Origin of the sequence: Rhodococcus jostii NBRC 16295 (assembly GCF_001894825.1) — a bacterium.
Taxonomy (GTDB): Bacteria; Actinomycetota; Actinomycetes; order Mycobacteriales; family Mycobacteriaceae; genus Rhodococcus_F; species Rhodococcus_F jostii.
On the sequence record NZ_BCWY01000006.1, the window covers coordinates 45150 to 63857 of the forward strand.

Below are 18708 nucleotides of genomic sequence, written 5' to 3' on the forward strand. Positions count from 1 at the left end.
CTCATGCCCCCGCTGAGGTCCCGAACCACCACCGCAGGACGAAATGCCGCAGGCGCCCGCGCACTGTGGCGCGCCACCGGAATGACCGACTCCGACTTCGGGAAGCCGATCGTCGCGATCGCGAACTCGTACACGCAGTTCGTTCCCGGGCACGTCCACCTCAAGAACGTCGGCGACATCGTCGCCGACGCCGTCCGCGCCGCCGGTGGTGTACCTCGCGAGTTCCACACGATCGCTGTCGACGACGGCATCGCGATGGGACACGGCGGCATGCTGTATTCCCTTCCCAGCCGCGAGATCATCGCCGACTCCGTCGAGTACATGGTCAACGCGCACACCGCCGACGCGCTCGTCTGCATCTCCAACTGCGACAAGATCACCCCCGGAATGCTCAATGCGGCACTGCGTTTGAACGTCCCCACCGTGTTCGTGTCGGGCGGGCCGATGGAGGCGGGCAAGGCGGTCGTGGTGAACGGTGTCGCACAGGCGCCGACCGACCTCATCACCGCGATCTCGGCGAGCGCCAACGACCAGGTCGACGACGAAGGACTGTCCGAGGTCGAGCGCAGCGCGTGCCCGACGTGCGGGTCGTGCTCGGGCATGTTCACTGCGAACTCGATGAACTGCCTCACCGAGGCGCTCGGCCTGGCGTTGCCGGGCAACGGTTCCACCCTCGCCACCCACGAGGCCCGCCGCGCGCTGTTCACCCGCGCCGGCACCACCGTCGTCGACGCCGCCCTCAGGTACTACCGCGACGAGGACGACTCCGTCCTCCCCCGCAACATCGCGACGCCTGCCGCGTTCCGCAACGCGATGGCACTGGACGTCGCGATGGGCGGTTCCACCAACACGGTGCTGCACACTCTCGCGGCCGCCCAGGAGGGTGAGGTCTACGACTTCGACCTCGACAAGATCGACGAGATAAGCCGCAAGGTGCCGTGCCTGTCGAAGGTCTCGCCGAACTCGGACTACCACATGGAGGACGTGCACCGGGCCGGCGGAATTCCCGCGATCCTCGGCGAACTCCGCCGCGCGGGACTGCTCGAGAGCGACGTCTCCACCGTGCACACGAAGAGCTTCGACGAGTGGCTCGACACGTGGGACATCCGCTCCGGCAAGGCATCCGACGAGGCCGTCGAACTGTTCCACGCCGCTCCCGGCGGGGTGCGCACCACCGAGCCGTTCTCCACGAACAACCGGTGGTCGACGCTCGACACGGACGCCGCCAACGGCTGCATCCGCGACTTCGAGCACAAGCACACCGCGGAAGGCGGCCTCGCCGTGCTGCGCGGCAACATTGCCGTCGACGGCGCGGTCATCAAGACGGCGGGCATCGACGAAGACCTGTTCCACTTCCAGGGACCCGCGCGTGTGGTGGAGTCGCAGGAGGAGGCGGTGTCGGTGATCCTCGGCAAGAAGATCCAGCCCGGCGAGGTCCTCGTCGTGCGCTACGAGGGTCCCGCCGGCGGCCCGGGCATGCAGGAGATGCTGCACCCCACCGCATTCCTGAAGGGCTCCGGGCTCGGGAAGAAGTGCGCGCTGATCACCGACGGCCGATTCTCCGGTGGTTCGTCGGGGCTGTCCATCGGCCACATCTCCCCCGAAGCCGCGAGCGGCGGCGCCATCGGCCTGGTGGAGGACGGCGACCAGATCCTCATCGACATCGCGACACGCACGCTGAAGCTTCTCGTCGACGACGCGGTGCTCGCGGAGCGCCGGGCCAAGATGGAGTCGTCCGAGCGTCCGTGGCAGCCGTTGAACCGCGAACGCACCGTCACCACGGCCCTGCGCGCCTACGCCGCGCTGGCCACGTCCGCAGACAAGGGCGCGGTCCGCCAGGTTCCCTGACCGTCCCCAGGGGTCGCACCGACCGAGACACGAAGCCGGGTGCCGCAGCAGGAAGCTCCTGCCGCGGCATCCGGCTTCCGTCGTCGTGGAGGCCGTCGATTCCTCCTCCTCGAATGTGACCGATTCCGACTCGAATGTGACCACGCTCACGGGTGATCAACTCGCTCAGACGGAAACACCGCAGAACACGTTCTACTGATCGAATTGATCAGTTGAGCCGACCCTTCTTGCACACGGCGCTCAGTAGTGGTTCCCTCAGTTGGCCGTTGAGACCTACATCACAATCGGCAGCACCACCGGAACATCTCCGGCCCACGAGGCCATCGGGAACACAACCAAGGAGCGACACATGCCAGGAGTCGGCATTTGGCGAACGAAATCCGTTGAGCAATCGATAGCGGACACCGACGAACCCGACACCCGGCTGCGGAGGGAACTCACCGCGAAGGACCTCACCGTCTTCGGTGTCGCCGTCGTGATCGGCGCCGGCATCTTCACGCTCACCGCCCGGACTGCAGGCAACGTCGCCGGGCCGTCCATCTCGCTCGCCTTCGTCCTCGCCGCCATCGCGTGCGGCCTGGCCGCCCTCTGCTACGCCGAGTTCGCATCCACCGTCCCCGTCGCGGGCAGTGCGTACACCTTCTCCTACGCCACCTTCGGCGAGTTCGTCGCCTGGATCATCGGCTGGGACCTCATCCTCGAATTCGCCCTCGCGGCGGCCGTCGTCTCCAAGGGCTGGTCGCTGTACCTGGGTAACGTCCTCGGGTTCAGCGGATCCACCACGGCCCACCTCGGGCCCATCGACTTCGACTGGGGCTCGCTGATCATCGTCGGCGGCATCACCATCGTGCTCGCCATCGGCACCAAGGTGTCCTCACGCGTGTCCGCCGTCATCACGGCCATCAAGATCGCCGTCGTCCTCCTCGTCATCGCGGTCGGCGTCTTCTACATCAAGAAGGAGAACTACGCCCCGTACATTCCGCCGGCCGAGGGCAACGAGAGCGCCGCGCACGGTGTGCACCAGACCCTCTTCTCCTTCCTCTCCGGTGCCGACGGCAGCAGCTACGGCTGGTACGGCCTCCTCGCCGCCGCGAGCCTCGTCTTCTTCGCCTTCATCGGATTCGACGTCGTCGCCACCACCGCCGAGGAAACCAAGAACCCGCAGAAGGCTCTGCCCCGCGGCATCCTCGGCTCCCTCGCGATCGTCACCGTGCTCTACGTCGCCGTGACCCTCGTGATCACCGGAATGGTGAAGTACACCGACCTCAAGACCGGTAGCCCGCTCGTCGGCGACAGCAGCGCCACCCTGGCGACCGCCTTCGAGGCACACGGCATCACCTGGGCTCAGACCGCCATCAACTTCGGCGGGCTCGCCGGCCTGACCACCGTCGTGATGGTGATGATGCTCGGCCAGACCCGCGTCCTCTTCGCCATGTCCCGCGACGGACTCGTGCCCCGCAGTCTCGCCAAGACCGGCAAGAACGGCACCCCCGTCCGCATCACACTGTTCGTCGGCGCCGTCGTGGCACTGCTCGCCGCCTTCTTCCCGATGGGCACGCTCGAGGAGATGGTGAACATCGGCACCCTCTTCGCGTTCGTCCTGGTCTGCATCGGCGTCATCATCCTGCGCCGCACCCGCCCCGACCTGCCCCGCGGATTCCGCGTTCCGCTGGTCCCGCTCGTTCCCATCCTCGCCGTCCTGGCCTGCGGCTGGCTGATGCTGAACCTCTCCGTCGAAACCTGGATCCGATTCCTGGTGTGGATGGCCCTCGGCGTCGTCGTCTACCTCGCCTACGGCCGGCGCAAGTCCGTCCTCGGACAGAGGCTGAAAGCACAGGCAGGCCCGCCCGAGGAGGAGAACATCCCGGAACTCGTCCAGCGTTGATCTGACGAGAACGACTGCGCCGCACTCCCGATCCCGGGGTGCGGCGCAGTCGTGGAATGTGCGAAACGATCAGATGAGCGGGTTGGCACCGTTCAGGAAGATCCACACGCACACGCCGGCGCCGATGCCCAGGATCAGTGCCGCGAAAGACCCGATGAACGGGCGCGTCGCCCAGCCGCGACGGCCGTCGAGCGAGATACGTCCCGGCCCGGTGAGAATGATCACGCCGGCGCACACACCCAGCAGCGTCTCGTACTCGGTGCCTGCGGGCGCGAAGTACTCGAGTCCCGGTTCCGCGATCTGCCGGAACGCCCACGCATTGATCATCACGGCCAGCACCGAGGCGGCGGCCAGCGGGGTTACGAGACCGAGGATCAGCAGCGCACCGCCCGCGACCTCACCGATGGCACCCAGGATCGCGAGCAGTTTCGCCTGCTGGAACCCCGAGTTCACGAGCACCTCCTCGAACCCGTCGAGTCCCGGACCGTTCCACATCCCCGTCAGCTTCTGCAGACCGTGCACGAGTGCCGTTCCGCCGACCGCGAGTCGCAGGGCCAGCAGTCCGAGGTCCAGTGTGCCGCGGCCGATCTTCACGTCGCCCTCACCGATCCGATCGGTCGACGGTTCACCCGCCGTGGCCCCGAGGGACGCGCCGGAACCCGCGCCGATCACCTGCGTCGGCTGGTCCGACATGTCGGACGCCCCCGACTGCCGGTACGCGGGGATCTGTTCCGTGGGAAGGCCCGCGCCGCGCGCGTCGCCGTAGTCGAGTTCGTCGTCGGTGTGCGGCAGGCCCTGCCCAGCCGAACCGGATGCCGGCGTGGTCGACGCAAAGCGTTCGGTGGGAAGGTCGTAAGGGCTCGAGACCTTGCCGTAGCCGGGTGAGGCGCCCTGGTCCGCAGCGCCCTCGTCCGACGACTCGCTGGGGTCTTTCCGCATGTCAGTCACACCGTCAAGCCTAGGTCGATCCGCCGGACATCGCTGGTAGGCGGAACCGGCGTGGCGGCGACCTCGCTCTCTTCCGTAACGTCTCCATCATGATGGTGGGTGGGCGGCGCCGCACGGCGTCCGGCAGATCGGTGATGGCGATGTCCGTGCTGTGCGTGACGGCGGTCCTCGCCGCCGGGTGCGCAAAATTCGACGACTCCGCGTCCTCACCGTTCACCCCCGAGCCGACGGGTGCGTCGGGCGCCGAGGTGGAACCGGAGAACCCGCCGCCGTCCACCACGACCACGCCCCCGCCGAGCGGGCCACTGGGACCGTGCCAGGATCCGGACCCCAGCGTCATCGCCACCTGCCTCGACACCACGGGCGGACTCGTCGTCCTCCCCGACGGGGCCACCGCCCTGGTCGCGGAACGCCGAACCGGGCGCATCCTGCAGGTCGCCCAGGGCCAGACCCCCAGGGAGATCGCGCACGTCGACGTCGACGGCAGTTCCGACGGCGGCCTCCTCGACATCGCGCTGTCGCCGAGTTTCGTCGAGGACAACCTGATCTACGCCTACGTCACCACCCCGACCGACAACCGGGTGGTGCGGATCGCGCCGGGAGACTCCGCCAAGGAGGTGCTCGGCGGCATCCCGCGCGGCGACGCCGGCAACGCCGGTTCACTCGAATTCTCGGGCGACGAACTGATGGTCCTCACCGGCAACACGGGCAACCCGGCCGCGGCCGCGGACCCGGCGTCCCTCGCCGGCAAACTACTGAAGGTCACCGCGCTGTCGCCCGCACCGACGCCGGCGCAGCCCCGTCCGCAGGTGGTGCTGACGGGCATCGGGACCGCCGGAGGGGTGTGCGTCGACCCGGGTGTGGCCGTGTGGGTCACCGACCGCACCCCGCTGGAAGATCGGCTGCTGCGGGTCAGCGCCGACGGAGCGGTGTCGTCTCCGGTGTGGACGTGGCCGGAGCGGCCCGGCGTCGGCGGGTGCGTCGCCGCCGGTGACGTCGTGGCGGTGTCACTGAGCACCGCGAAGGCCATGTCGGCGCTCGCCGCCGACCCCGGCACGGGAGCCGTCACCACCGCCCCCGGTGTCATCGTCCAGGACCGGTACGGCCAACTCGGCGGCGCCGCGCTCGGACCCGACGGTCTCATCTGGGTGAGCACCGTCAACAAGACCGGCGGTCAGCCCGGGCCCAACGACGACCGGGTGATCAAGATGCCCCTGCCCTCCGGCGGCGGCGGATTCGACTGACGGCCCGCTCCCGTCGAAACCAACGGGACGCTCGTTCGGTTGATCCGAGCGAGCGTCCCGTTGGTGCAGACAGGGGTCAGCCGCAGGCCTCGATGACGAGTTCCTTGACGCGGGCCGGGTCGGCCTGGCCGCGCGTGGCCTTCATCACGTCGCCGACGATCTTGCCCGCGGCCGCGACCTTGCCGCCGCGGATCTTCTCGGCGATGTCGGGATTCGCGGCCAGAGCCTCGTCGACGGCGGCCTTCAGCTTCGTGTCGTCGCGCTCGACGACCAGTTCGGGGTGATTCGCGACGACCTGCTCGGGGTCGCCCTCACCCGCGAGGACGTGGTCGACGACCTGGCGGGCCACCTTGTTGTTCAGCTTGCCGCTGTCGATCAGTGCGACCACCTGCGCGACCTGAGCCGGGGTGATCGGCAGCTCGGCGAGTTCGACCCCGCGGGTGTTCGCCTGCTGCGCCAGGTACGACACCCACCACGACCGTGCGGCCTCCGGCGCGGCGCCCGCCTCGACGGTGGCGATGACGAGGTCGAGGGCGCCCGCGTTGACGAGGTCGCGCATGACCTCGTCGGAAACACCCCAGTCGGACTGGATCCGGGCACGGCGGACCCACGGCAGTTCCGGCAGCGTGCCACGCAGTTCTTCGATCCACTCCGCGCTGGGCGCGACCGGCTCGAGATCGGGCTCCGGGAAGTAGCGGTAGTCCTCGGCGGTTTCCTTGCGGCGGCCCGGCGACGTCGTCCCGTCGGCCTCCTGGAAGTGACGGGTCTCCTGGATCACCTCACCGCCGGCCTCCAGCACGGCGGCCTGCCGTCGCATCTCGTACCGGACCGCCACCTCGACGCTCTTGAGGGAGTTGACGTTCTTCGTCTCGGTGCGGGTGCCGAGTTCGGTCGCCCCGATCGGCATCAGCGAAGCGTTGGCGTCGCACCGCATCGACCCCTGGTCCATGCGGACGTCCGAGACGTTCAGCGACTTCAGCAGGTCGCGCAGCGCGGTGACGTACGCGCGGGCCACCTCGGGCGCGCGGGCACCGGCGCCGCTGATGGTCTTGGTGACGATCTCGACCAGCGGGACCCCGGCGCGGTTGTAGTCGAGCAACGAGTGGCTCGCCCCGTGGATCCGCCCGGTCGCGCCGCCGACGTGCAGCGACTTTCCGGTGTCCTCCTCCATGTGCGCGCGCTCGATCTCCACGCGCCACGTGGTGCCGTCGTCGAGGGCGACGTCGAGGTAGCCGTCGGTGGCGATCGGCTCGTCGTACTGCGAGATCTGGTAGTTCTTGGGCTGATCCGGGTAGAAGTAGTTCTTGCGCGCGAACCGCCCCCAGGGCGTGATCGAACAGTTCAGTGCGAGTCCGATCCGGATCGCCGACTCGACCGCCGCCTCGTTGACGACGGGCAGGGACCCGGGCAGGCCGAGGCACACCGGGCAGACCTGCGTGTTCGGCTCGGCGCCGAACTCCGTGGGGCACGGGCAGAACATCTTCGTTTCGGTGCCGAGCTCTACGTGCACCTCCATGCCGAGAACAGGCTCGTACTTGGCGAGCACTTCGTCGTAGTCGAGGAGGTCCGGAGCGTCGACAGCAGTCATGCCAGAGAGTTTATGCGTCCGGGCGTTCGTCGAAAAACGCGGTCAGCCGAAAAATGCGGCCGCCTCGTCGTACCGCTCCCTCGGCACCGTCTTCAGCCGCCGGGTCGCGTCCGTGAGGGGCACGAGGTCGATCGACGTGCCGTGCAGGGCGACCATGTTGCCGAAGTCGCCGCGGTGGACGGCGTCGGTGGCGTGCACCCCGAATCGGGTGGCGAGCACCCGGTCGTAGGGCGTCGGGGTTCCGCCGCGCTGCACGTGCCCGAGCACCGTCGTCCGGACCTCCTTACCGATGCGGCGGACGATCTCGTCGCCGAGTTGCTGCGCGACGCCGGTGAACCGTTTGTGACCGAACTCGTCGATACCGCCTTCCCGCAGACTCATCGACTCCGGGGTCGGAGTGGCGCCCTCGGCGACGACGCAGATGAAGTGCGAATCGCCGCGCTGAAATCGCTTCTTCACGAGGGAGCAGACTTCGCCGACGTCGAACGGGACCTCGGGAACGAGAGTGAGGTGCGCACCGGTCGCGAGCCCGGAGTGCAGCGCGATCCAGCCCGCGTGCCGGCCCATCACCTCGACGAGCATCACCCGCTGGTGGGATTCGGCGGTGGTGTGCAGGCGGTCGATCGCATCAGTCGCGATGGACAGGGCGGTGTCGAAACCGAACGTCACGTCGGTGCAGTCGATGTCGTTGTCGATCGTCTTCGGAACACCGATGACGGGCACCCCGCTCTCGGCGAGCCAGCTCGCGGCCGTGAGCGTGCCCTCGCCGCCGATCGGGATGAGCGCGTCGATCCCGTTGTCGTCGAGCGTCTGCCGGATCTGGTCGAGTCCGGCCTTCAACTTGTCGGGGTTGACCCGCGCGGTGCCGAGGATCGTGCCGCCCCGGGTGAGGATCCGGTCGATCCGGTCGTCGTTGGACAGCACGGTCTTGCGGTCTTCGAGCAGGCCGCGCCAGCCGTCACGGAATCCCACCACCGAGCTGCCGTATCGGCCGGCGGCGGTCCGCACCACCGCCCTGATCACCGCATTGAGTCCGGGGCAGTCGCCGCCTCCGGTGAGCATTCCGATCCGCATCCAAGCACCCCTCGTCGTCTCGTGTGGTGATGGTGGTTCTCTCTACACATCTTGCCGCTCGGAGCGGGTTCGAGCACCTCGGATCGAGCAGTCGACCTCAGCCGGGTGTGACCAGTCCGCTCTCGTAGGCCAGGACCACGGCCTGTGCACGGTCGCGGAGGTCCAGTTTGGACAGCACCTTGCCGACGTGCGTCTTGACGGTCTGCTCGGCGACGAACAGGCGATCCGCGATCTCGGTGTTCGACATGCCGCGCGCGATGAGTTCGAGCACCTCGCGTTCGCGTGGCGTCAGCGCGGACAGTGCGGCCGGTTTGCGCCGCGCGGTGCTGCGGCGACTGGTCACGTCGGCGATCAGTCGGCGGGTGACGGTCGGCGCGAGAAGCGCCTCGCCGTCCGCGACCACCCGCACCGCACGGATGAGTTCCTCCGCGGGGGCGTCCTTGAGCATGAATCCGCTGGCCCCGATGCTCAGCGCCTCGTACACGTAGTCGTCGACGTCGAACGTCGTGAGCATCAGCACACGTACCGGCGGATCGAAACCGGCGGACAGGATGACGCGCGCGGCGTCGAGCCCGTTCATCTCCGGCATGCGGACGTCCATGAGGACCACATCGGGTCGGAGACGCCGGACCTCGCTCACGGCCACGGCCCCGTCCGGAGCGTCACCGATGACACTGATGTCGGGCTGTGAGGCGAGCAGGGCTCCGAAGCCCTGCCGGACCATAGCCTGGTCGTCAGCAATGAATACGGTGATGGCCACGCAGCCAGCCTAGGCGGAGGCGACCGGGAACTCGGCGTGGACCTCGAATCCGCCGTTGTCGTGCAGGTGGGTGGTGAAGGCGCCCCCGACCGCCTGCGCCCGTTCCCGCATGCCGATGATCCCGTTGCCGCCCGTCGATTCGTGCCTGGTCAACGCCGATACCAGGCTCCGCCGGGGTGGGCCGTTGACGATCGACACCGAGGCGATCGGTGTCTCGTAGGCGATCTTCACCTCGACCGCGGCGCCGGCCGCGTGCCGGGCCGTGTTGGCGAGCGATTCCTGCAGGATGCGGTACATCACCAGCCCGACCGACTCCGACACCAGTCCCGGGTCGCCGTCGACGTGCCAGACCACGGGGATGCCGGCGCGGCGGCTGCCCTCGAGCAGTTCGCCGATCTGCTGCACCCCCGGCTGGGGTGCGTGCTCGGCGAGCTGTCCGTCGCTGCGCAGAACTCCGAGCAGTCCGCGCACCTCGTTCAACGCGGCGCGTCCGGCTGCCCCGATCGATTCGAACTCGGCCCGCGTCTCGTCCGACATGCCGGCGAGGCGGTACGGCGCGCTCTGCGCCTGCACCACGACCATCGACATGTGATGCGCGACGACGTCGTGCAGATCCCGGGCGATGCGGGCCTTCTCCTCGAGGATGGTCCGGCGGGTGCGTTCGAGTTCGCTCAGCTCCTCCTGCTGCGCGAGTTGCCGGCGGGAGAGCACCAGCCACCGGATCAGCAGGCCGAACACGACGATGGCGGTGAGTCCCACCGCCCATCCGCGGCCGTTGGTGCCCGGGGTGTCGGCGAGGAACAGCAGAACGGTGGAGATCCACGCCACACCGACCACCGGAATCGCGGCCCGCATGCTGACGGCAGCGAGCAGGGCGAGCATCACGAGGATGTGCACCACCTGCCAGGGGTAGTCGTACCCCTCCTGCAGCGCGAAGACACGAGGAATGACCAGCGCCGAGATCGCGGAGACGGCCCAGGCCAGAGCGGGGTTCGACCGGATGAGCAGGAACGGGAACGCCGCGAGCGCCGCCACGAACGGCTGAATGGGCGGACCGACCTGGTGGGTCAGCTGCAGTGTCGGCCACGCGACGGCGAACAGAATCGCCGTGACCACGACGATTGCCACGTTCAGCCACTGGCCTTCGGCGGCTCGCCGGATGCGCGTCTTCGTCTTCACACCGTCGACAGTAGAAACCGTGGTCACGGCGTGTCCTCATACCCCGGGCCCATGTCGGGGTACCCCCACGGTATGAGATCCCCGCCCCCTCGCACCACGAAGCCAGAGATCGAACCGGACTCCGGTGTGATGTGGCCGCGCAACACGAATTCATAACGTCGTCGTCATGCGAACGACGGGGACACGGAAGACGACTTGGGCCGCGGTGGCGTGCGCCGCAACCGCAATACTGACCACGACAGGTTTCGCCGGCACCGGCGCGGCGAGCACACCCCGGCACGAGAACGTCGCCGCCTCCGCTGCCGTGCACATGCTCACCTCACCGGAGGAGCTCTCCGAAGACTCCATTCCCGCGGACTTCGATTCCGTGATGGGGTACACCCCGGTGCGGATCGACGGCATGCTCGCCAACCCGGGCGGAGACTGCTCGTCGCCGGTGCCGCTGCCACTCGAATTCGATACGTCGTGCAAGGCCCACGACCTCGGATACGACCTTCTGCGGTACGCGTCACGATCCGGCGAGGACCTGGGTCCCTGGGCGCGGCAGAGCATCGACGCGCAGCTGGATCAGCGGATGCACGCGGCGTGCGACACCCGCGCCGACGAGCAGGCTCGGGCTCAGTGCTTCGTGATGGCCAACGTCGCCACCACCTTCGTCACCGGAAACAGCTGGCGTCAGGGCTATTCGGCTCCGGTCACCGAATCCGGGCTGCCGTACGCACTGGCCGGCGGTGTCGGCATCGTCCTCCTCGCCGGTGCGGCGGCCTGGTCGATCCGCCGCCGTCCGCAGCCGGTCGGAGCCGTCGCATGACACTCAGCGCTCTGTCCGGTCTTGGACGGAGCACCCCGCACGGTCACGCACGCACACAGCCGAACGTCCTGCGCCGCACACTGGTCACGACGATTCCGATCTCCGCACTCCCCCGCGCCTCCTCCACGATCGCCGTCACCGCGCTGACGCTCGCGTCACTCGCCCCCTCACTTCTCCCCCGGAGTGCGCTGACGCAGGCCCTGTTCACCGGGTTCCTCGCCGCCGTCGGCTTCGGGATCGTCGTCCTCGTCCGCCGACTGACCCGACTCGTCACGGGTGGGTCGGCGCACCGCGCCGCGCGGGAGTCGGTGCGACTGCTCACCGTGATCGGCGCCATGGTCGTCGTCAGCTGGACGATCGTGCTCGCCGACCACTGGCAGGATTCGCTGCGCGCCGCGATGGGCATGCCGGGCGTCGGGCCTGACCACTGGATGCAGGCGATCGTCGGGGCGGCGCTGACATTTCTGCTCTTCGCCGGCCTCGGCAGCGCCATCGGTACGGTCGCCCGCCGTCTCGGCTGGATCGGCAGCGCCACGACCGCCGTCGTCCTCGCGACCGGACTCCAGCTGGTCGCCGGACCCGCGTTGTGGGGCATGATGTCCCGCTCCTACAGCGACTCCAACGCATTCGTCGACGTGTCCCTGCATCAGCCGATGTCTGCCGAACTGTCCGGCAGCCCGGAGTCCGCGATCAGCTGGGAGTCGCTCGGACGCCAGGGGCGACGGTTCGTGGCCGCGGGCGAACAGTCGTCGGGCATCCGCACCTATGTGGGAATGGACTCGGCGCCGGACGTCGAATCGCGTGCGGCGCTGGCAGTGTCGGAGCTCGAGCGCGCCGGCGGATTCGCCCGGTCCGCCATCGTCGTCACCGTCCCCACCGGTTCCGGATGGATCGACGAGAACGCCGCCGAAGGATTCGAGGACCGCTTCGACGACGACGTCGCCATCGTCGGCATGCAGTACTCGTACCTGCCGAGCTGGATCACCTTCGTATTCGGGCGTTCCGCCGCAGACGAATCGGCGGCGGCGTTGTTCGACGCCGTCGCCGAGCGGATCTCCGACCTACCCGACCTGATTCGGCCCGCGCTGTACGTGTACGGCCAGAGTCTCGGATCCGTCGGCGGCAGTGCAATTTTCACCGACGCCGATCAGCTCCGCGCCCGGGCTTGCGGCGCACTGTGGGCGGGGCCGCCCGCCGGATCCGTGCCGACGAACGGCGCGACGGTCCTCGCCAACACGTCCGACCCGGTGGTCTGGTGGTCGCCCGACCTCATCCTGCACCGCCCCGACCTCTCGCTCGCAGTACGCGACGCGCCGGTACCCCAATGGATTCCGGGCATCACGTTCCTGCAGACGAGCGTCGATCTGGTGTCCGCGCTGAACTTCGCGTCCGGGCACGGGCACCGCTACGGCAGCGGGCAGGGCACCGCCCTGCCCGACTGCCCCTAGCTCGGCGAGCCGATCGGACCGCGCGCGGCCTCGTAGGCGGCACCGACTCGGTACAGCCGCTCGTCGGCGAGCGCGGGAGCCATGATCTGCAGGCCCACCGGCAGGCCGTCGTCCGCGGACAGTCCCGACGGAACCGACATCGCGCAGTGCCCGGCCAGGTTGGTGGGCAGCGTGCACAGGTCCGAGAGGTACATCGCGAGCGGGTCGCCGACCTTCTCCCCCAGCTTCCACGGGGTGAACGGGCTGGTGGGCGACACGAGGACGTCCACCTTCTCGTAGGCCTTGTCGAAGTCGCGGGCGATGAGCGTCCGCACCTTGAGCGCCTGACCGTAGTAGGCGTCGTAGTAGCCGGACGACAGGGCGTAGGTGCCGATCATGATGCGGCGCTTGACCTCCGGCCCGAAGCCGGCGGCGCGCGTCGCGGCCATCACCTGGTCGGCGCTCATGTTTCCGTCGTCGACGCGCAGTCCGTACCGCATCGCATCGAATCGGGCGAGGTTGGACGACACCTCACTCGGCAGGACGAGGTAGTACGAGGCGAGCGCGTACTCGAAGTTGGGGCACGACACCTCGACGACCTCGGCACCGAGTTCCGTGAGCTTCTCGACGGCGGCGTCGAACGAGGAGATGACTCCCGGCTGGTAACTGTCGGAGTGCAGTTCCTTCACCACACCGACCTTCACGCCCTTCAGGTTTCCGCCGGCACCCTCACGAGCAGCCGCGACCACGGGGCGCACGGGTGCGTCGATCGACGTGGAGTCGCGCGGGTCGTGTCCGGCGATGACCTCGTGCAGCAGCGCGGTGTCGAGGACCGTACGACCGCAGGGACCGCCCTGGTCGAGCGAGGACGCGCAGGCCACGAGTCCGAAGCGGGAGACCGTGCCGTACGTCGGCTTGGTGCCGACGGTCGCCGTGACGGCGGCGGGCTGACGGATCGAGCCGCCGGTGTCGGTGCCGATCGCGAGCGGGGCCTGCCGGGACGCCAGGGCCGCGGCGCTGCCGCCGCCCGAGCCGCCGGGAATGCGGGTGGTGTCCCACGGGTTGCGGGTGGGGCCGTAGGCCGAATTCTCGGTGGACGAGCCCATCGCGAACTCGTCGAGGTTCGTCTTTCCGAGGATCGGGATGCCCGCCGCGCGCAGCTTCGTGGTGAGCGTCGCGTCGTAGGGCGCGATCCAGCCCTCGAGGATCTTCGACGCGCACGTGGTGGGCATGTCGGTGGTGGTGAAGATGTCCTTGAGCGCCAACGGAACTCCCGCGAGCGGGGAGGCCGGCGCGTTGCCCGCGGCGAGGCTGCTGTCCACTTCCTTCGCGGACACGAGGGCTTGCTCACCGGCCACGTGCAGGAAGGCGTTCAGTTCGCCGTCGACCGCGGCGATCCGGTCGAGATGCGCCTGGGTGACCTCGACGGACGACACCTCACGGCTGTGGATCTTCGACGCCAGGTCTGCCGCGTCGAATGTGGTCAGTTCGGCGCTCATTCGCCCTCTCCAAGAATCTGCGGAACAGCGAAACGATCCTGCTCGACGGCCGGTGCGCCGGACAGCGCCTGCTCGGGGGTCAGGCCGGGAACGATCACGTCGGTGCGGGTGACGTTGGTGACCGCGTTCGGGTTCGCCATCGGCGGAACATCCTCGGCAGGCACCTCGGTGACCACCTTCACGTGGCTGAGAATCGAGTCCAGCTGACCGGCGAACTCGTCGAGCTCGGCATCGGTCAGGGCGAGTCGAGACAGCCGCGCGAGGTGCGCGACCTCGTCACGGGAGATGGCAGGCACCGCGGGGCCCCTTTCGGTTCGGACGTACAGAAGTGAGTCCAGCCTAGAGCGTGGCCCGATCAGCTGTGCAGCCAGCGCCGCAACCTGCCCGTCAGGAACGGCAGAACCACGAAGACCATCACGGGTGTGGTGATCAGCGACGCCACCGCGGTGCGGGTCACCACGTCCAGAGCCGCGAGGTGCGGGGTGACGAACATCGCGACGAGGAGGGAGATCGGGAAGAAGCCGAGCCAGATGGTGACCGCCTGCTTCCACCGCGGCGGTGGTGCGGTGACCCGCACCGCGTGCGTGAGCGTGGACTGCGGTTCGAACCACCCCTCCACCCCCGTCAGGCGGTGCGTGACCGTGTCCTGCGCGAGCCCCGTCCCCCGCCCCACCCACACCTTTCTGGCAGGCGAGGTCGTCCACGCGTCGAGAGTCTCCTCGTCCGCGAACCGGTACACCACGTGATACTTCTCGGGATCGGATGCGGACCGCAGCCAGCCGCCGCCGAGGAACCCCGGGAACGTGCCCGCCATCGCCATCCCGGCGTCCGTCCAGCGCAGGAATTCCTGTTCCCGGCCCGCCGACACCCGTCTCGAGGCGGACGTCGTCACTCCCGTTGCCGTGGTGCCCATGGCCCCATGTTCGAGCCGTCGTGTTTCGCGGACGAGGCGAATCCGTATCGGCGGTGTCACGAATCGGGCGCGACCTGCGATCCGCGGTCGCGACCCCGGCGAACCCGCAGGGGGCACCGCATACTCGGGAACGAAAGTGCAAGGATGGTGAGCGACGGGGGTCGCAGGTACTCCCGCGTCTATCTCGTGGTGAAAGGGACGCACGTGTCGTATCTGCTTCGCGTCCAGCTCCCCGACCGTCCCGGTAGCCTCGGCTCTCTCGCCGTCGCCCTGGGCTCGGTGGGTGCTGACATTCTGTCGCTCGACGTGGTGGAACGGGGTGCCGGATTCGCCATCGACGACCTCGTGGTCGATGTCGAGCCGGGATCGCTCCCCGACACCCTCATCACGGCCGCCGAGAACCTGGCCGGCGTCACCGTCGACTCGATCCGGCCGTACGCCGGCATCCTCGACACCCACCGCGAACTCGAACTCATCGACCAGGTCGCGACGGCCACGGACGATCGGCTGCAGGTCCTCGTCGACGGGGCCCCGCGGGTGCTGCGGGTCGGCTGGTCCGTGGTCGCCGATCTCGGCCCACACGGCGCCTACCGCGTCGTCGGCAGCTCGGGCGCTCCCGAGACCCACGCCACCGAAATCCCGTGGATGCCGCTCGAGAAGCCCACCGCGCTCGACAGCGAAGGCGACTGGGTGCCGCAGGTGTGGCGCGACATGAACACCACCCTCGCCGCGGCCCCGCTCGGCACCACCGGCCGCGTGCTGATGCTCGGGCGGCCCGGTGGCCCGGAGTTCCGCCCGTCCGAGATCGCCCGGCTGGGCTACCTCGCCGGCATCATCGCGACGGTTCTGAGCTGACCCTCGTCCCCGCCCGGATCGTCGGGCGGGGTTCGCGTCAGACGAGCTCGCGGACCAGGACGGTCAGCTCGACACCCGGAACGGGTACCCAATTGCGTTCGGGCACAGGCACGAAGCCGTTGCGGTCGTAGATGCGGCGCGCATCCTCCATGTCGGGCTGGGTGGACATGACGACCGCGCGGTCGCCGCGGTCGTAGGCCGTGTCCAGCACGTGCCGCACGAGCGCGGTCCCGACGCCGGAACCGCGCGCGTCGGGTGACACGGCGAGCATCCGGAATTCGAGCTCCCCCGGCTCCGCGACATCGGCGTACGGCGTGGCCGGCTCCGCGATCGTGACGGAACCCACGATCTGGCCTTCCTTCACGGCCACCCGGACGTCCGCCTGCTCCGCACGCTCGGCGGTATCGCGCAACCGGTTCGTGTACGGATCGTGTGCCTCGACGAAACCGCCGCCCACGTAGGCGATCACCGTGAGGTCGGCGACGGCCTCGTAGTCGTCCGGCGTCGCATTCCGAATCTCGATCATGTCCAGAACTATGACAGGGACCGCTCACGCCGCCCAAAACACGGGCGTGAGGTTCCGATCACACCCCGGAATCGGCGACCGCGTCCGGACCGCCCTCGAGCAGTCGGCGGAACCCGTCCTCGTCGAGGACCGGCACACCCAGTTCGACTGCCTTGTCGTGCTTCGAACCCGGCGACTCACCGACCACCACGAACGCCGTCTTCTTCGACACCGACCCCGCGGCCTTGCCGCCCCGGACGAGGATCGCCTCCTTCGCCTGGTCGCGCGAGAACGTCTCGAGCGAACCCGTGACGACGATCGACAGTCCCTCGAGATTGCGCGGAATCGATTCGTCGCGTTTGTCTTCCATCCGCACGCCGGCCGCGGACCACTTCTCGACGATCTGCTGGTGCCAGTCGACGCCGAACCACTCGGCGACGGCCGCGGCGATGGTGCCGCCGACCCCGTCCACGGCCGCGAGTTCCTCGACGGAGCTCTCCCGGATCCGCTCGAGAGACCCGAATTCAGCGGCCAGCGCACGCGCCGCCGTCGGGCCCACGTGCCGGATGGACAGCGCGACCAGCACCCGCCACAGCGGCTTATCCTTGGCGGAGTCGAGATTGTCGAGCAGGCGGCGGCCGTTGGCCGACAACCCGCCGGCCTTGGTCCGGAAGAGCGAGGTCTTGAGCAGGTCATCCTCGGCGAGCGAGAACAGGTCGCCCTCGTCGCCGATCGCCTTCGCCTCGAGCAGGCTCGTGGCGGCCTCGTAGCCGAGGACCTCGATGTCGAACGCACCGCGGCCCGCGACGTGGAACACGCGCTCCCGGAGTTGCGCGGGGCAGTACTGCTGATTGGGGCAGCGGATGTCCGCGTCGCCCTCCTTGGCCGGGGCCAGCGGTGTGTCGCACTCCGGGCAGTGGGTGGGCATCACGAACTCGTACTCGTCGCCGGTCCGGGCGTCGACGACCGGCCCGAGGACCTCGGGAATCACGTCACCGGCCTTGCGCAGCACCACCGTGTCGCCGATCAGCACGCCCTTGCGTTTGACCTCGGAGCCGTTGTGCAGGGTGGCGAGGGAGACGGTGGACCCGGCGACCGTGACCGGTTCCATGTAGGCGAACGGGGTGACCCGCCCCGTGCGACCGACGTTGACCCGGATGTCGAGGAGTTTGGTGGTTGCCTCCTCCGGGGGGTACTTGTAGGCGATCGCCCAGCGCGGCGCCCGCGACGTGGACCCCAGCCGGCGTTGCAGGGACGTCTCGTCGACCTTGACCACCAGACCGTCGATCTCGTGCTCCACGTCGTGCCGGTGTTCGCCCCAGTACTGCACCTTCTCCACGACGGCGTCCGCGCCGGTGACGCGGGCGGTGTGGGTCGAGACCGGCAGGCCCCACGCCGCGAGCGCGGTGTAGGCGTCGTACTGGGAGACGGGCTCGAATCCTTCGCTCCGGCCCAGGCCGTGGCAGATCATCCCGAGGCGCCTGCGGGCCGTGACGGCCGGGTTCTTCTGCCGCAGCGAGCCGGCCGCGGAGTTCCGCGGATTCGCGAACGGCGCCTTGCCTTCCTCGACGAGCGCGGCGTTGAGGACCGCGAAGTCCTCGAGCCGGAAGAACACCTCACCGCGCACCTCGAGCAGCGCCGGCACCGGGTATTCGTCTGTGCCGGTGAGCCTTTCCGGGATGTCGTCGATGGTCCGCGCATTGAGCGTCACTTCTTCACCGGTGCGGCCGTCGCCCCGCGTGGCGGCACGCACGAGACGACCGTTCTCGTACACCAGGTTCAGCGCGACCCCGTCGATCTTCACCTCGCACAGGTAGTGGAGGTCCGGCCCGGTCTCCTGCTCCACCCGGCTGATCCAGGTGCGCAGTTCGTCGGTGGCGAAGACGTTGTCGAGGCTCAGCATCCGCTCGAGATGGTCGGCGGAGGCGAAGTCGGTGGCGAAACCGCCGCCGACGAGTTGGGTCGGCGAATCGGGCGTCCGCAGGTCGGGGTACCGGTTCTCGAGGTCGTTCAGCTCGCCCAGCAGCGCATCGAACTCCCCGTCGGAGATGATGGGTGCGTCGCGGACGTAATAGCGGAACTGGTGCTGCCGCACTTCCTCGGCCAGCTCGTTCCAGTGCTCCCGTACGTGTCCGGGGGCCGGTGTCGGGGCTTCGGTCGATTCACTCACCA

At 68.8% G+C, this 18708-nt stretch carries 16 protein-coding genes; 6 read left to right on the forward strand and 10 right to left on the reverse strand.

The features are described 5' to 3' along the window. Positions 1 to 3 precede the first annotated feature (3 nt). Together ilvD and RJ1_RS06600 are read left to right on the forward strand one after the other, a co-directional pair. Complete coding sequence (gene ilvD / locus RJ1_RS06595; protein WP_073359171.1) at positions 4 to 1848, forward strand: dihydroxy-acid dehydratase; 1845 nt, start codon at positions 4 to 6, stop codon at positions 1846 to 1848. Positions 1849 to 2197: 349 nt separating this feature from the next. Beyond that, positions 2198 to 3733, forward strand: a complete 1536-nt coding sequence (locus RJ1_RS06600; RefSeq protein ID WP_073359172.1) for an amino acid permease — start codon at positions 2198 to 2200, stop codon at positions 3731 to 3733. A 69-nt stretch (positions 3734 to 3802) separates the two neighbouring features. On the opposite strand, the gene RJ1_RS06605 is transcribed toward RJ1_RS06600, so the two are convergent. Beyond that, positions 3803 to 4672 (reverse strand): DoxX family protein, encoded by an 870-nt coding sequence (locus RJ1_RS06605; protein WP_073359173.1) that lies wholly within the window; start codon positions 4670 to 4672, stop codon positions 3803 to 3805. 98 nt (positions 4673 to 4770) lie between these two features. Between RJ1_RS06605 and RJ1_RS06610 the strand changes: the two genes are divergently transcribed. Further along, on the forward strand, positions 4771 to 5925 hold the full coding sequence (locus RJ1_RS06610; protein WP_073359174.1) for a PQQ-dependent sugar dehydrogenase: 1155 nt from the start codon (positions 4771 to 4773) through the stop codon (positions 5923 to 5925). Positions 5926 to 6001: 76 nt separating this feature from the next. On the opposite strand, the gene gatB is transcribed toward RJ1_RS06610, so the two are convergent. The 4 genes from gatB to RJ1_RS06630 all read right to left on the reverse strand — a co-directional run bounded on the left by gatB (position 6002) and on the right by RJ1_RS06630 (position 10553). Next, complete coding sequence (gene gatB, locus RJ1_RS06615; RefSeq protein WP_073359175.1) at positions 6002 to 7513, reverse strand: Asp-tRNA(Asn)/Glu-tRNA(Gln) amidotransferase subunit GatB; 1512 nt, start codon at positions 7511 to 7513, stop codon at positions 6002 to 6004. 42 nt (positions 7514 to 7555) lie between these two features. After that, positions 7556 to 8587, reverse strand: coding sequence for an ATP-dependent 6-phosphofructokinase (locus tag RJ1_RS06620; protein ID WP_073359176.1), 1032 nt, complete (start codon positions 8585 to 8587; stop codon positions 7556 to 7558). A 97-nt stretch (positions 8588 to 8684) separates the two neighbouring features. Further along, positions 8685 to 9347, reverse strand: a complete 663-nt coding sequence (locus tag RJ1_RS06625) for a response regulator (protein ID WP_073359177.1) — start codon at positions 9345 to 9347, stop codon at positions 8685 to 8687. A gap of 9 nt (positions 9348 to 9356) precedes the next feature. Next, entirely contained in the window at positions 9357 to 10553 is a 1197-nt protein-coding gene (locus tag RJ1_RS06630; protein WP_073359178.1) for a sensor histidine kinase, read from the reverse strand. Positions 10554 to 10692: 139 nt separating this feature from the next. Here RJ1_RS06630 and RJ1_RS06635 point away from each other — a divergent pair, with 139 nt between their 5' ends. Both RJ1_RS06635 and RJ1_RS06640 read left to right on the forward strand, forming a co-directional pair. Further along, positions 10693 to 11337, forward strand: coding sequence for a hypothetical protein (locus RJ1_RS06635; RefSeq protein ID WP_073359179.1), 645 nt, complete (start codon positions 10693 to 10695; stop codon positions 11335 to 11337). After that, positions 11334 to 12785, forward strand: a complete 1452-nt coding sequence (locus RJ1_RS06640) for an alpha/beta-hydrolase family protein (protein WP_073359180.1) — start codon at positions 11334 to 11336, stop codon at positions 12783 to 12785. The genes RJ1_RS06635 and RJ1_RS06640 overlap by 4 nt, the downstream gene beginning before the upstream one ends. Here the strand turns inward: RJ1_RS06640 and gatA are convergent. Genes gatA through RJ1_RS06655 form a run of 3 tightly spaced genes read right to left on the reverse strand, consistent with a single transcriptional unit; the run spans position 12782 to position 15176 of the window. Beyond that, the gene (gatA, locus tag RJ1_RS06645) at positions 12782 to 14263 is read right to left on the reverse strand and encodes an Asp-tRNA(Asn)/Glu-tRNA(Gln) amidotransferase subunit GatA (protein ID WP_073359181.1); all 1482 of its coding nucleotides are present in this window, start codon (positions 14261 to 14263) and stop codon (positions 12782 to 12784) included. The two genes, RJ1_RS06640 and gatA, sit on opposite strands and share 4 nt — an antisense overlap. Then, the gene (gatC, locus tag RJ1_RS06650; RefSeq protein ID WP_073359182.1) at positions 14260 to 14559 is read right to left on the reverse strand and encodes an Asp-tRNA(Asn)/Glu-tRNA(Gln) amidotransferase subunit GatC; all 300 of its coding nucleotides are present in this window, start codon (positions 14557 to 14559) and stop codon (positions 14260 to 14262) included. Before gatC ends, gatA begins: the two co-directional genes overlap by 4 nt. A 59-nt stretch (positions 14560 to 14618) precedes the next feature. Then, positions 14619 to 15176, reverse strand: a complete 558-nt coding sequence (locus RJ1_RS06655) for an antibiotic biosynthesis monooxygenase (RefSeq protein WP_073359183.1) — start codon at positions 15174 to 15176, stop codon at positions 14619 to 14621. 204 nt (positions 15177 to 15380) lie between these two features. On the opposite strand from RJ1_RS06655, the gene RJ1_RS06660 reads away from it, so the two are divergent. After that, entirely contained in the window at positions 15381 to 16031 is a 651-nt protein-coding gene (locus RJ1_RS06660) for an ACT domain-containing protein (protein WP_073359305.1), read from the forward strand. Positions 16032 to 16068: 37 nt separating this feature from the next. On the opposite strand, the gene RJ1_RS06665 is transcribed toward RJ1_RS06660, so the two are convergent. Both RJ1_RS06665 and ligA read right to left on the reverse strand, forming a co-directional pair. After that, positions 16069 to 16557: a GNAT family N-acetyltransferase gene (locus tag RJ1_RS06665; protein WP_073359184.1), complete on the reverse strand. Its 489-nt coding sequence runs from the start codon at positions 16555 to 16557 to the stop codon at positions 16069 to 16071. Positions 16558 to 16615: 58 nt separating this feature from the next. Next, positions 16616 to 18706, reverse strand: coding sequence for an NAD-dependent DNA ligase LigA (gene ligA / locus RJ1_RS06670; protein WP_073359306.1), 2091 nt, complete (start codon positions 18704 to 18706; stop codon positions 16616 to 16618). Positions 18707 to 18708: the final 2 nt, after the last annotated feature.